Genomic DNA, 12,796 nt, shown 5'->3' on the forward strand with positions numbered 1-12,796 from the left:
AGGCAGGATCCATGGCCAAGGCAGGCAACCACCGCGAGATCACCGTCGCCGACGTCGCCCGCGAAGCCGGCGTCTCCAAAGCACAGGCGGCTCGCGCGCTCGGCGCGTACGGCGCCGTCAGCGACGCCGTACGCGAACGCGTGCTGGCCGCCGCCTCCCGGCTGAGCTATCGCCCCAACCAACTGGCCAAGACGCTGAACACCGGCCGCTCCCACAGCATCGGCGTCGTCGTCGGCGACATCGAAAACCCCTACTTCTCCCTGGCCACCCGAGGCATCTCCGACGCGGTCGAGCGGTCCGGCTTCACCGTGGTGCTCACCAACACCAGCGAACGCGTGATGGCCGAACGCGCCGCAGTCAACATGCTGATGGACAAACGAGTCGACGGCCTCATCGTCGCCCCGGCCTCCACCGGCGACTCACCCCACCTGCGAGCCGTCGTCGACGCCGGGCGCCCACTCGTCCTGCTCGACCGCACCGTCCCCGGGCTCGCCGTCGACGCCGCCCGGGCCGACATCGAGCCCGCCGCCCGCGAAGCGGCCGACCACCTGCTGGACCTGGGACATCGCCGGATCGGCTACATCACCACCGCCGACGGCAGCGACGTCCGCCCGGACGGCCCCCACCCGCTGCCGTCCCCCGTGGCCGCCCGCGTCGCCGGCCTCGTCGCCGGATTCACCGAACGCGGCCTGACCTGGGATCCCGACCTGCTGCGGCCCTGCCGGCACGACGAAGCCGCCATCCGCAAGGCCGTGCTGGACCTCGTCCACAGCCCCAGCCCGGCCACGGCCCTCATCGCCTCCGACAGCCTCATCGGCCAGGTCGTCGTCGGAGCGCTGCAGGAGCAGGGCCTGCGGATACCCGACGACGTCTCAGTCCTCATGTACGACGACCAGCCCTGGGCCCGGCTGGTCACACCGCCGATCACGGTGGTGGCGCAACCGACGTACGACATCGGATACGCGGCCGGAGCCCGCCTGGCCGCACTCATCGGCGGCGCCACGAACCCCCCGCCCCTGCAACCCCTTCCCGCCACCTTGATCCGGCGCGGCTCCATCGCGCCGGTGGCCGACGGACCGCCGGCGCGCCATGAGCGAACTCCCGCCACGTAGCCGAGCCGCATCAAGCCCGCCAACCCGCCCACTCCGGCAGCACCCGCACAGAACACCGCAGGAGGCGATCCCAGCCACGACCGCCAGGAACGCGCCGTCACAGGCATATTCCTGGAGGAGCCCGCGCCGCACAATGAGGGCATGCCGACGACGCTGTTACCCGGCGTGCGAGAGATCCGCACCCCCTTGGCAGTGGGCTACGCCTGGCTCCTGGTCGTATGGGTGGCAATCGGCCACACAATCCCCGAGCCCGCCAAGGCCACCGGCGTCATCGCCGACACCTACCGACTCGCCCAGGCAGCCGGCCCTGTCCCCCGCTCACACGGATGACGACCAGCGACCGCATCGTTCCCGATCGGCTCGGTGAACGGGCCTCCCCGCTGCTGCGCCGACGACCACGTACGCTCGGCGGTCACACTGCGTGCTGAGCTCGCTCCGCTTCGACGGACAGGCCCTTGGGGAGTATCGGAACGGGAATCAGCGGTATCGAGACGATATTGATTCCGCTTCGGTGACGTCCCGCCGGCGCCGAGGTGCACCGAGGCGATCTCGACGGTCTCGCCGCGGCCGCCGCCGCAGCCGACGGCGTCATTCACCTGGCCTTCAAGCACGACGCCATGTTCGCCGGCGACTTCGACGGCGCGGTTGCGGCCGATCTGCGCGCCATCCAGGCGCTCGGGGACGCCCTCGCCGACACCGGCAAGCCGTTGGTGACCACGTCCGGAACCGTGCTGTTCGCCTTCGCAGGACTGCACGACACCCTCACCGAGGACGACACGCTCACCGAGGACGACACGCTCGACGCAGGACCGCGAATCGACGCCGAGAACGCGGATGCCGCCCTCACCGAGCGCGGCATCCGCTCGTCCGCCGTCCGGCTCCCCCCGACCGTGCACAGCCCGCTCGACCACAACGGCTTCATCGAGGGCATCGGCCGCGGGCTGAACCTCCCGCGGTCAGCATCCCGCCGACCCAGGCCGAAGCCCACTTCGGGCTTCCTGAGCGCCCACGCCCAGGCCGACAACCCGTCCTCCAGCACGCTGACCCGCCACCTCCTGGGCTGGAAGCCCACCCAGCCCAGCCTCATCGACGACCTCGGCCAGGGCCACTACTTCGACGCCCCCCCGACCACCCCGCGCTGAGACCCCTCTCCTCCATCCCGGCCCGGTCACCACGCCCATCCACCATCGTTGTGGTGGTCAGGCCGCTGTGGCGGGCTTCGTAGTCGGCGGATGGCGGCGTCACGCCACTCAACGGCGGTCGGCGGCACGTCTTGTTCTGCTTGGTGAGTACGGGCGAAGCCCGTGCCTTTTACGGTGTTTTTGATCTTGTATCGAGCAAGCGCCTTTACATTGTAGATTTTTGATAGAGCGGGGGTGAGGGCGTCCCCGGCGTCATGGTCTGATCCCGCACCGCGGCGAACAAGAGGTGCTCGTGGCTCTCAGCGACCTGCTCCTCGCACTGTTCGTTGCCACCCTCAGCAGCAGTAGAAGCTCATCACTTCATTAGAGAGAAAGGGCAGAACTGCCAGCAGCTGGACGAGACCGGCGACCCTGTCGCGCACGCCGTCGACGTCGCGATCGGGAACCACTGGCTGGAGGCCGGGTGCGGGCCTGACGCGGGCGCGGCGATCAGGGCGGCACGACCGCCGCCGGCGATCACCACGGACGGGGCGACGGACGGGGCGACGGCCGCACCGTGACCGGCGGTGCGGTGCGCGCGGGGAGGAATGCACATCTGATCGGTGACAGATGCTCATGGGCGGGCCCTCCCCCGCCGATTACCGTGGCTGTTGGAGTGATCGACGACCATGCGGAAGGAGCCACCATGACAACGATCAGGACGGCGGTCGCCTTGAGCACGGCGGTTCTCGCCGTCTCGCTGGGGGCAGCTCCTGCCCACGCGGCGGCGGCCAGTGACGCCGTCTGCTTCTCGGGGACCCGGACGCCGACCGGCGATGGGTACTACGAGGTGTCGGCGATCGGGTGCGACGGCCACAGCGGCACGAGCGTCACCATCCGCTTCGGCTCCGCGGCCGGTACGTACGACTGCGGCTGGACATTCATGTGGAACGGCCAGCTCGGCGCCGACAACTGCACCCTCGCGTCAGGCCCTGCCTGAAGCCCGGCGCACGGCGGCCACCTTCGAGGCCCAGATCGAGGCCATCGCCCAACCGTGGTGGCGGATCGTGCCGTCCGCTGTAAGCGCGCTGAGCACCGAACCAGTGACCGCACCGCCGGGCGGGCACAAGAGGAAAGTCCCCATCCCGCGAAGAGAGGCCGACGCCACAGCATCGCCCGCTTCCCCGGCGCCGGGTGTGCGCTGGGCCGGTTGCCACGACGGCACCACGCTCCTGGCGGTCCGGGGCGCGCCGACGACCGGACTGCTCAGCGCCGCCGACGCGCGCGCCGTCGAGACCCGCACCTCCCCCGTGCCGCGCTTCGACTCCGGTACGCAGGCGAGCGAAGTGATCTGGGGTGCCGTCGAAGCCGGTCAGCCAGGTCCGCGCCGAACTCCCAAGCCGTGTTTGTGGGCTACGTGGCTTGCGGTGACGGGGTCCTGTCGAGCCCTTGTCGCGCCCTTCCAGCGCTGTCGCGCCACCCTGAACGGTCCAGCTATGCCGTGCTCGTTGCAATAGTGTGTGCCACACAGTATCGTGTGGCATGTGCACGATGACGATGAGCTGCTCGCCACCCATCTCCAGGAGCTGCGGCGGGGCACCGTCGTCCTGGCCTGCCTGCTCATGCTCGACCGCCCCGACTACGGCTACGCGCTGCTCGACCGCCTCACCCGGGCGGGCCTCGCCGTTGACGCCAACACCCTCTACCCCCTGCTGCGCCGCCTGGAGAAACAGGGTCTGGTGACCAGCGACTGGAACACCGAGGAATCCCGGCCGCGCAAGTTCTACCGCACCAGCGACAGGGGCGCGGCGCTCGCCGCCGCGCTCAGTCGCGACTGGGACGAGCTCGACACCGTACTCCGCTCCCTGAAAGGCGCGTCATGACCACTCCTGCCACCACCGACACACTCACCGACCGCTATGTCGCGGCGGTCCTGCGCCACCTGCCCGGAAGCCGGCGGAGCGGGAGCCGGCGATCCGAGGACCAGCGGCCCGACATCGACATCGAACGCGAGCTGCGGGCCTCCATCGCCGACGCCGTCGACGGCCGGGTGGAGGCCGGCGCCGACCGGGCCGAGGCCGAGTTCGCGGTGCTCACCGAGCTCGGCGACCCGGCGCGGCTGGCGGCCGGTTACGCGGACCGTCCGCTCCAGCTCATCGGCCCCGCGCTCTACCTCGACTACACGCGATTACTGACCGCCCTGCTCGTGACCATCGTGCCCGCCGTGGCCGTGGCGGTGGGGCTCGTGCAGGGATTGCGCGGGGCGGGCGCGTTCGACCTGATCGGCGACACCCTCGGTGCGGCGCTCACCACCGCCGCGCACCTGGTCTGCTGGACCACGCTGCTGTTCGCGACCATCGAACGCGTCGCCGGACGCGTCACCGCAGGCGCCGCAGGACCCCGCACGCCCGCCAGGCGCTGGACGCCCGACGCGCTCCCCGAGCCGCCCACCCGCCGCGCCCGCTACGGCGAGCTGATCATCTACACCGTGGCGATGGTGCTGTTCACCACCTTCGTCCTACTTTCCCCGGTGATTAGCACCGAGACCGACGCGCACGGCGCCCCCATCGGCGTGTTGGCGCCGTGGCTGTGGCAGACCGGCTTCGTGTACGCGTTCATCGCCCTGGTGACCCTGAACCTCGCCGTCGCCTACGCCAAGCACTACGCCCGGTGGAGCGTTCCGCTCGCCGTGGCCGGGACACTGGTCGAGATCGCCTGCCCGATCGCGCTGCTCTGGCTCGCCGCCGGTGACCGGGTGCTCAACCCCGGCTTCACCCAGGCCGCCGCCTGGCCGCAGAGCGCGACCACCTGGGTCAACACCGCACTCATCGTCGTGTCCGCCCTCACGATCGTCTTCGCCGTCATCGACGGCATCGCCCGAGCCACGCGTCGCTGAACCCACACGAACCAGGAGACCGGCATGAAAGCGATCGTTTATCAGGAATACGGCTCGCCCGACGTCGTGCGTCACGCCGACGTCGACCGTCCCGCCCCGGCCGCGGGTGAGGTGCTGATCCGGGTGCACGCCGCCGCACTCAACCACGCCGACCTGCTCACCCTGCGCGGCACGCCGCTCCTGCTGCGCCTGGCGTTCGGGGTGCGGCGGCCGAAGGCCACCGTCCTGGGACGCGCCGTCGCGGGCACGGTGGCGGAGATCGGCCCGGACGTCAAGGACCTCCAGGTCGGCGACGAGGTCTTCGGCGAGACGGCCCAGCACGGCTTCGCCGAATACGTCGCGATCCCGGCGAAACGCCTGGCCAGGAAGCCGGAGCAGGTGACGTTCGAGCAGGCGGCCACCTTACCCGTCGCCGGCACCACAGCCTTGCAGGCGCTGCGGCTCGGCACCGCGCGCCCCGGCACGACGGTGCTGGTCAACGGCGCCTCCGGCGGGGTCGGCACGTTCACCGTGCAACTCGCCAAGGCGCTCGGCGCCGAGGTCACCGGCGTGTGCAGCACCCGCAACGCCGAGCTGGTGCGCTCGCTCGGCGCCGACCACGTGATCGACTACACCCGCGAGGATTTCACCCGGGACACACGACGCTTCGACGTCCTGATCGACATGGTCGGCAACCACCCGATCTCGGCGCTGCGCCGGCTCCTCGCCCCCGGCGGCATCTACATCGCCTCCAACAGCGCGGGTGGGCCGGTGCTCGGGCCCATTCCCCGGCTGCTGGCCACGGTCGCGCAGACGCCGTTCGTCCGGCAGCGGCTCCGCGTCCTGACCTCCCGGAGCACCGCCGAGGACCTGCGGACGCTCGCCGGCTTCGTCGCCGACGGCAAGGTGACACCGGTGATCGAACGCACGTATCCGCTCAGCGAGGCCGCCGACGCCCTCCGGCTCCTGGAGCGGGAGCACGCCCGCGGCAAGATCGTCCTTCTGGCATAGGACGAGGAGGCCGGGTGCCCTGGGCCTGGCGGAAAGTACGAGATCGCGGTCGGCCGAGGGGCGGGCGCAGGTCGGGCCGGTGGCCCGATGAGCCGTCCCCGCCTCTCATCGCAGGATCGATCCATGACCGAGCACTCGAAGGGGCGGATCTGCCACTCGCCCACGTCCTCGCCGAGGTGAACCCCGTGTTCGGCGACGGCCACCGGCTCGCGCTCGGGCGGGCGACAGGGCCGTCAGCCACCCCGCGGTCCCGGACCGCAACACGCCGGACCTCGCGCCGCACATCGACCCGGACACCTCGCCGTACAGCACGAACCAAGACGTGATCACCCTTCCACTCTGGCCCTCTCAGGCGCTGCCGGCGATGCGTTCCGGCGCCGGCGCGGCCACCGCACCCTGCCCGAAGAACCTTCACCGCGAGGGCCCTTGCGTTCGGCATCGGACGCGCGCATCCCGCAGGGGATGGACGACACACCGATCACCCGTGGCTGCCTGACCTGCTACAAGAGCGAGTGACCGCAGGTCGAGGCCGCCTCCGGCCGGGAGCCGATCATGAGAGATCGAAAGGAGCGGGAAAGCGGCCTTCCCAGATCTGGCGGGAGGCCTGTTCAGGGTAAGGCAGAGTCTTCGGCTCGGTGTCCAGGACGCGGGTGAGGTGCTCGCCGGGCCGGTGGGCGGGCCAGCCAGCGTCGCCGGTGGTGACGAAGCGGACCCATGCCTCCTGGAGTTCGCGCGAGAGCGTGACGGCCTCGGGAGGGGGCTGCTCGCCGATGAGCTGGGTGCCGACGGGGCTGTCGAGGGTGCCGAACGCCAGGGGCACGTCGAGGCTGTGGCAGGCGCCCAGGATGCCGCCGAGGGCCGGAGCGGCCCAGCACTGTTCGAACAGGTACGAGGTGCCGCCGGCTCCTGCGTTCGCCTCGGCCAGCTTCTGTGACGGCATGCGGAAGAGGGCGTCGGAGTACACCGTCTCCACCAGTTCCTCCGGGCCTGCCTGCGGGAACGCGGCTCGGTAGGCCCGCGCGCCGTCCGGCTGCGGGGCGAGCAGTTCCAGGGCCGCGTGGGCGTCCTGCTCGGTGAAGGTGCCGTACCGTCTGCTCATGACGCTGAAGTACCGGAATTCGTCCCGGGCGTGGCCGACGAGCAGTTCGGTCCCGTTCGCGCGTGTGCCGGTCAGCGCGGGCCAGGGCGTTTCCGGGAGGACCTCGCCGTCGACGACGGGGCACAGCGCGGTGCCGGTCTCCGTGAGGCGTCCCCAGCTGTCCCGGTGCGCGTGGAGGCCGGCGTTGAAGGAGGTGAGCTCGGCGGCCAGGTGCCACGGGTCGATGTCGCGCAGAGCCTCGGCGGTGGGGGCCGCCGCGCCGAGCCGGTCCGCGAACGCGGCGGTGACCTGCCGTGCCAGCGCGGGGGTGCTGTACAGCCCCGGCACCGAATGGGCGATGGCCCGCCGGAACAGGCCACGCGCGGGCTTCATCGTCAGCAGGGCGGCGACCGAGCCCGCCCCGGCGGACTGTCCGCCCACGGTGACCCGGCCGGGGTCGCCTCCGAAGGCGGCGATGTTGCGCTGCACCCACTCCAGCGCCGCGATCTGGTCGAGGAATCCGCGGTTGGGCGGCGCGTCGTCGAGGAACGCGAATCCCTCCGCGCCCACGCGGCAGTTGATGGTCACCACGACCACTCCCGCCTCGGCCAGCGCTGCCGGGTCGAACATCGGGTCGCTCGACGCCACCGCGAGGTAGCCGCCCACGGGGATCCACACCAGCACCGGCAGTCCCGCCGCGCCGGGATCCGGGGTGCCGACGTTGAGCGTCAGCCAGTCGGTGCCCTGCGGGGGCACCTCGATCGGCAGGGACAGCGGCACCACGGGGCCGAACTCGACCGCCTGCCTCGTCCCCTCCCAGCGGTGCGGCGGCGCGGGCGCGGCGAAGCGGAGCGCGCCGACCGGGGGCCGGGCGTAGGGGATGCCGCGGAACACCGCGTGCCCCTGCCGCCGGCGCCCCTGCACCACGCCTTCCGTGGTCCGTACCTTGGGCTGTTCGGACATGAAGATTCCTTCCCTCGAATGCACCCCAGGATTATGGGTCAGGTGTATTATGTCAACTGTATGGGAACAGTTCAGGGGTTACGAGGGAGGGGCCGGCGATGCCGAAACAGGTGGATCACCGGCGACGCCGTGAAGCGATCGCCCGCGCGCTGTGGCGGGTGGTGGAGCAGCGCGGCGTCACCCAGCTGACGATGCGCGTGGTGGCGCAGGAGGCGGGCATGTCACTCGGGCAGCTGCAGCACTACTTCGCCTCCCGGACCGCCATGCTCTCCTTCGCCATGGACTTCGCCTCCGAGCAGACCGCGGCGCGCGTACACCAGGGCCTCGAAAAGCTCGGCGACCGCCCGCACCCCCGCGACGTGCTGCGACTGACGCTCGCGGAAATGCTCCCCCTGCACGCCGACGCCCGCGCCACCAGCCGGATGAGCGCCGCCTACGTCCTGGAGGCGCTGCACAACGAGGCCGTGCACGAGCAGGCACGACGCGGCCTCGTCCAAGGGCGGGCCCGCGTCGAGCAGCTGGTCCGCCAGGCGATCGCCGACGGCCACATCGACCCCGGCCGCGACCCGGCGACCGAGACCAACCTGCTCCTCGCCCTCACCGGCTTCACCTCCCTGATCGAACTCGACGTGATCCAGCCCCAGGACGCGCTCGCCGCGATCGACGCGCACCTGGACCGGCTGTTCGGGACTACGTGACCCGCCTCGGCGAGGCCGAAGCCCCGCTGCAGCCCACCATGGGCAAGACCCTCCTCAGGAAGTACTCCATCTCGACAGTCTCGGTGACCACCTACGTGCTGCATCCCGAGGCCGGGACTCTACTGGTGGTATCAGCCCTGGGCCGTGACGGGTGTGCGATCCCGCCACCTCGCACCGGCGCTGGTCCCGCTAGCCCTGACCAGGGCGTGTGTCGAGACGAGCCGGGTCGGCTGCCGGGATCGTGCGCCGCGCCCCCTGCTCCGCTCTCGTCACCGGTGGCGCTCGATCCAGTGCTGCAGTTGCTGGAGTGAGCTCTCGGCGTGCGCGGCCACGGAGGAATGCACACGCATCGGCGTGCTGAAGGCGAGCATGGGCGTCTTCCGTACGCGCCCGCGCCCGTCCCGCCATCGGACGGACGCCAGCAAGACGTCCTGAACCTCCGAGATCTCCGCGATCGGGATGGTCCGGCTCCGCGAGTACCCCCGCACGGTGATGGTCGCCGGCCCGCATACCACGCCGAGTCTGAACCCCCGGACCGCCAGCACCAGCGCCACGGCCGCGAACGCCACAACGATCGCCGTCGCGGTGGTGTCATCGGGGGGATCCCATCCCCCGGCCAGCACGGCGAGGACGATGTACGGCATCGCGGCCCCGCCGAAGGCGTTCGCGAACCGGCTCACGAGCAGCGGACGTAAGCGCATACCTGCAGTATGCGTCCGGCATGGCTTCTTCTGGGCATCGCCGAACAGCGCGCGCGCCACATACGTTCGTTGATGGTGTCGTCGAGCGATTATGTACGGGCCGTCGCGTCGCAGGCCCGGCTGCGGGGGTCGCGGTAGAGGGACAGCAGGCAGCGGCCGAGTGCCTGCTGGCCGAACGCGTTGGGGTGCATGGCCTCCTGCTGATGCCCCTGGCTGATCTTCGCGCCGACGGTGCCGTACCGGACCCACTCCATCGTGTCGCCGAGTTCGGCGGCGTCGTCCAGCGTGCCGGATTGGCGGGTGCCCCGCTCGCACAACGCGTGGCCTTCCACGGCGCCCAGCATGCTCAAGAACTCCGCGCCGGTCGCGGTGGCGACCCGGCGCAGCATGGCGTCGATCTCGGGGGCCAGGGTGTCGTGCATCAGGTCGAAGTCGGCGTCCCACAGCGGGCAGCCGCCCACGAGCGTCCGCGTGGCGGTCTTGCCGCCGCTGCCCTCGCTGTAGCGCACCTGCGACGAGGAGGGCACCGGGGAGGGATAGGACTGCAGGATCAGCCGGTAGCCGGCGGAACGGGCCGGTGCCTGGCGCATCACCTGGCGGATCTTCTGCACCGCCCGCGTCACCTGCTGCTCCACCTCCGGCAGCGCGCTGAGGAACCGATCACCCTCGCCCGTGGCGGCGCAGGAGCGTTCGTCCGACGCCATGTACAGGGCGGCGCAGCGGCGCAGCATCCCGGACAGGTTCAGGTCGTTGCCGCCGATCGACAGCACGACCACCTCGACCTGCCGGGTGGCGGCGACCCGGGCCAGCAGGTCGGCCTGGGAAGTGGTGTTCTCCTTGAACGCCTCGTCGATGATGTGCCGGGTCTCCGCCCCCGAACAGGCCAGATTGACCGGGGTGAGCCCGGCCTGGCGCAGCCCGGTGATCTCGGCCACGTCGGAGCGATGACACCCGGTGCCCGCTCCGTGCACGGCCGTGTCGCCGTACACCCGTTCGGCGTCGTAGTGGCAGATCAGACGCTGGCGATAGGCGGCCCGGTCGGTTCCGCCGCGAGTGCAACCCGCAGCGGCGGTCACCGTGCTGTTGCCCCACCATCGGCCCGCCTCACCGGAGATGAAGCTGTCCCCCAGGGACACCGCCACCTGCTCAGCCCTGGCCTCCGCCCCCGCGGGCACGGGAACGGCCAGAGCCGTCGCGCTCAGCGCCAGGAGTGCCAGGACCCGGCCGGCAGGCCCGGCACGGCGCAGCCGGCGGGAAGCGGCGGGGACACTGCGGGGATGCTGCGGGCTGGTAGCGCTCACTGCTGCTCCTTCACTGTGGGCGGGAAACGCCTTCTGAGTCGGGCCTTCGGGCGCGTGGACGAACGTGAACGCATGGCCGATCTCGGTATTCGGGGCTGCTGAAGATTCGGTGGCCGCTTATCCGCCGGACAAGCGAACACACAGCGTAGTCATCTGTAACCGTGTGTTGATGTATCGCTTAGGTGAGGAGACTCTGTCCTGCCTGCGACGCCTGAGCGGACGCATCAGTTCGAGCTTGTGCGGGTGTCCGGACGCGGCCGAATCAGGAAGTCATGGCGCGGAGAGACCACCTGATCCGGGAAGATGACCGGCTGGCGCATGACCTGCCGCAGGCGGCCGAGCAGCGCGCCCGCGTGGCCGCCCAGCGGCAAACGCCGCCTGCGTCACCACCGTGGCGAGGTCGCGGACGAACTGCGACTGCTGGACGTCGGGCGAAAGCTGCCGGCGACCGAGCGGGCCGGGGCGGCCATGGACCGGCTGGACGCGGCCTCGACGGGCCGGTCGCCGCCGGATGACGGGCTCGCGAACGCATCCCGTCCGGCTAAACCTCGGGACCGGCATGCCCGACCGCGGATCGAGAAGGACACCGTCGCCGGGACCACTCAACGGCGATCGGCGATCACGCCGGTTTTGGTTGATGAGTACGGGCGAAGCCCGTGCCTTTCATGTTGACTGAATTTTATATCAACCGAGCGCCTTTACATTGTAGATTTCTGAATCGATGATTCATACAGCAGTCATGGAATGTCGAGAACCTTGCGGACCGACCACCTCGACGCCCTGCTGCCGCGACCGTGACACCTCTTCCGACCTCTCGCGCTACGAAAGCCCCAGCTGACGGCGCGCCTGGGCGTAGCGTCGCCCGGGCATGGCGGATGCGGCCGACCACGGCAGGATCGCCGGCAGTCAGTGCTGCGAGACCGGGGCGGCGGCCGAAACTTCGAGTTCATGCAAGCTCGGCTGGTAGGGCGCTCGGGAGGATGACGGCGGAGGGGTGCCGGGGATCGTGGAAGACCTGCTGATCGGCGGCGCGCGGGGAGGTGGCGGTGGTACGGGGTTCGCCGGTGCCGGGGTTGCGGTCGTAGCGCGGGAAGGCGCCGCTGGAGACCTGGACGCGGATGCGGTGGCCGCGCCGGAACCGGCCGCGATTCAGGGCACTGCGCGGACCTGAACGTTTCCCGGGGCCGCATCCAGCCTTGACCCCCGAACCGGACCGCTTCGGCCTGGCGTGTCGCGGCCAACGGCGCCCACCTGGTCGCCCTGGCGTCCTCTTCGTCGACGGCAAGCCCGGCGAACGCCGATAGACCCCCACAGCCGCCCAGGAGTCGTGATTCGTCCGGGCAGGACACAAGCGAAACAGCGAACGGCCGTGGGGCAGCGTGCCGATCACATGGCTCTCTTGCGGCGGGCGGTCGGCAGTACGCGGGGACGCAGGCGGGTGCGCACCTCGTCCATGATGTCGGCGAGCTGGGCGATCTGCTCGTCGGTCAGGAGGTCGACCAGGCCGTCGCGGACCGCCTCGACATGTCCGGGCGCGGTCTTCTCCAGGAGTCGCCGGCCGTCGTCGGTGATGACGACCATGGCCCTGCGCTCGTCGTCGGCGTCGGTTTCGCGGCGCAGCAGGCCGGCCTTCTCCAGCTGGGCCACCTGGTAGCTCAGACCGCTGCGGGAGGTGATCATCAGGTCGGCGAGGTCGGTGATGCACCGGCGCTGGGGGGCGCACTCGTTGGCCCAGTGCAGGATCTCGTACTGGATCATGGTGAGCCCGGCATCCTGGCGAAGCTGCCGCTCCACGTGGCGCTGGATCAGGCCCGAGGCTTCCAGGAAGCCGGTCCAGGCGCGCATCTGTGTCTCGTTCAACCACCGCGGTTCACTCATGGGGAGAGCCTACCGGAGTTGCGTCGAATTCGACGCAACCGTACGATCATCACCGTTG

General features: G+C 70.6%; 14 protein-coding genes. 9 read left to right on the forward strand and 5 right to left on the reverse strand.

Annotated elements, in window-relative coordinates; genetic code table 11:
* The 7 genes from HCN51_RS50995 to HCN51_RS51025 all read left to right on the forward strand — a co-directional run.
* The coding region (locus HCN51_RS50995; RefSeq protein WP_206068876.1) for a LacI family DNA-binding transcriptional regulator at nt 1-1,112 on the forward strand (1,112 nt) is incomplete at its 5' end.
* 141 nt (nt 1,113-1,253) lie between these two features.
* Nucleotides 1,254-1,442 (forward strand): hypothetical protein, encoded by a 189-nt coding sequence (locus HCN51_RS51000; RefSeq protein WP_168020161.1) that lies wholly within the window; start codon nt 1,254-1,256, stop codon nt 1,440-1,442.
* 203 nt (nt 1,443-1,645) lie between these two features.
* A complete protein-coding gene (locus tag HCN51_RS51005; protein WP_168020163.1) occupies nt 1,646-2,254 on the forward strand; it encodes a Rossmann-fold NAD(P)-binding domain-containing protein in 609 nt (202 codons plus the stop codon).
* A 685-nt stretch (nt 2,255-2,939) separates the two neighbouring features.
* Nucleotides 2,940-3,233, forward strand: coding sequence for a hypothetical protein (locus HCN51_RS51010; RefSeq protein WP_168020187.1), 294 nt, complete (start codon nt 2,940-2,942; stop codon nt 3,231-3,233).
* Nucleotides 3,234-3,777: 544 nt separating this feature from the next.
* The gene (locus tag HCN51_RS51015; protein ID WP_218156036.1) at nt 3,778-4,116 is read left to right on the forward strand and encodes a PadR family transcriptional regulator; all 339 of its coding nucleotides are present in this window, start codon (nt 3,778-3,780) and stop codon (nt 4,114-4,116) included.
* A complete protein-coding gene (locus HCN51_RS51020; protein ID WP_168020189.1) occupies nt 4,113-5,129 on the forward strand; it encodes a permease prefix domain 1-containing protein in 1,017 nt (338 codons plus the stop codon). The genes HCN51_RS51015 and HCN51_RS51020 overlap by 4 nt, the downstream gene beginning before the upstream one ends.
* Nucleotides 5,130-5,153: 24 nt before the next feature.
* Complete coding sequence (locus HCN51_RS51025; protein ID WP_168020191.1) at nt 5,154-6,119, forward strand: NAD(P)-dependent alcohol dehydrogenase; 966 nt, start codon at nt 5,154-5,156, stop codon at nt 6,117-6,119.
* A 550-nt stretch (nt 6,120-6,669) separates the two neighbouring features.
* On the opposite strand, the gene HCN51_RS51030 is transcribed toward HCN51_RS51025, so the two are convergent.
* Nucleotides 6,670-8,160 carry a carboxylesterase/lipase family protein gene (locus HCN51_RS51030; protein WP_168020193.1) on the reverse strand — a complete coding sequence of 497 codons (1,491 nt, stop codon included), beginning with the start codon at nt 8,158-8,160 and terminating at the stop codon, nt 6,670-6,672.
* A 98-nt stretch (nt 8,161-8,258) separates the two neighbouring features.
* Here HCN51_RS51030 and HCN51_RS51035 point away from each other — a divergent pair, with 98 nt between their 5' ends.
* Complete coding sequence (locus HCN51_RS51035; RefSeq protein ID WP_168020195.1) at nt 8,259-8,858, forward strand: TetR/AcrR family transcriptional regulator; 600 nt, start codon at nt 8,259-8,261, stop codon at nt 8,856-8,858.
* A gap of 269 nt (nt 8,859-9,127) precedes the next feature.
* Here HCN51_RS51035 and HCN51_RS51040 read toward each other — a convergent pair whose 3' ends face one another.
* The gene (locus HCN51_RS51040) at nt 9,128-9,559 is read right to left on the reverse strand and encodes a hypothetical protein (RefSeq protein WP_168020197.1); all 432 of its coding nucleotides are present in this window, start codon (nt 9,557-9,559) and stop codon (nt 9,128-9,130) included.
* A gap of 89 nt (nt 9,560-9,648) precedes the next feature.
* Nucleotides 9,649-10,860 (reverse strand): GDSL-type esterase/lipase family protein, encoded by a 1,212-nt coding sequence (locus HCN51_RS51045; RefSeq protein ID WP_168020199.1) that lies wholly within the window; start codon nt 10,858-10,860, stop codon nt 9,649-9,651.
* 303 nt (nt 10,861-11,163) lie between these two features.
* On the opposite strand from HCN51_RS51045, the gene HCN51_RS51050 reads away from it, so the two are divergent.
* On the forward strand, nt 11,164-11,532 hold the full coding sequence (locus HCN51_RS51050) for a hypothetical protein (protein ID WP_168020201.1): 369 nt from the start codon (nt 11,164-11,166) through the stop codon (nt 11,530-11,532).
* A gap of 274 nt (nt 11,533-11,806) precedes the next feature.
* On the opposite strand, the gene HCN51_RS62785 is transcribed toward HCN51_RS51050, so the two are convergent.
* Both HCN51_RS62785 and HCN51_RS51060 read right to left on the reverse strand, forming a co-directional pair.
* The gene (locus HCN51_RS62785; RefSeq protein ID WP_346434104.1) at nt 11,807-12,250 is read right to left on the reverse strand and encodes a CocE/NonD family hydrolase C-terminal non-catalytic domain-containing protein; all 444 of its coding nucleotides are present in this window, start codon (nt 12,248-12,250) and stop codon (nt 11,807-11,809) included.
* The gene (locus HCN51_RS51060; RefSeq protein WP_168020203.1) at nt 12,247-12,738 is read right to left on the reverse strand and encodes a MarR family winged helix-turn-helix transcriptional regulator; all 492 of its coding nucleotides are present in this window, start codon (nt 12,736-12,738) and stop codon (nt 12,247-12,249) included. The genes HCN51_RS62785 and HCN51_RS51060 overlap by 4 nt, the downstream gene beginning before the upstream one ends.
* Between the last annotated feature and the right edge of the window lie 58 nt (nt 12,739-12,796).

Source organism: Nonomuraea composti, from assembly GCF_012034275.1.
GTDB classification, from domain to species: domain Bacteria; phylum Actinomycetota; class Actinomycetes; order Streptosporangiales; family Streptosporangiaceae; genus Nonomuraea; species Nonomuraea composti.

Coding starts and splice junctions, on each gene's coding strand:
- HCN51_RS51060 (WP_168020203.1), bottom strand. CDS start 12,738: ATGAGTGAACCGCGGTGGTTGAACGAGACACAGATGCGCGCCTGGACC.
- HCN51_RS51050 (WP_168020201.1), top strand. CDS start 11,164: ATGACCGGCTGGCGCATGACCTGCCGCAGGCGGCCGAGCAGCGCGCCC.
- HCN51_RS51010 (WP_168020187.1), top strand. CDS start 2,940: ATGACAACGATCAGGACGGCGGTCGCCTTGAGCACGGCGGTTCTCGCC.
- HCN51_RS51040 (WP_168020197.1), bottom strand. CDS start 9,559: ATGCGCTTACGTCCGCTGCTCGTGAGCCGGTTCGCGAACGCCTTCGGC.
- HCN51_RS51025 (WP_168020191.1), top strand. CDS start 5,154: ATGAAAGCGATCGTTTATCAGGAATACGGCTCGCCCGACGTCGTGCGT.
- HCN51_RS51000 (WP_168020161.1), top strand. CDS start 1,254: ATGCCGACGACGCTGTTACCCGGCGTGCGAGAGATCCGCACCCCCTTG.
- HCN51_RS51030 (WP_168020193.1), bottom strand. CDS start 8,160: ATGTCCGAACAGCCCAAGGTACGGACCACGGAAGGCGTGGTGCAGGGG.
- HCN51_RS51020 (WP_168020189.1), top strand. CDS start 4,113: ATGACCACTCCTGCCACCACCGACACACTCACCGACCGCTATGTCGCG.
- HCN51_RS51035 (WP_168020195.1), top strand. CDS start 8,259: ATGCCGAAACAGGTGGATCACCGGCGACGCCGTGAAGCGATCGCCCGC.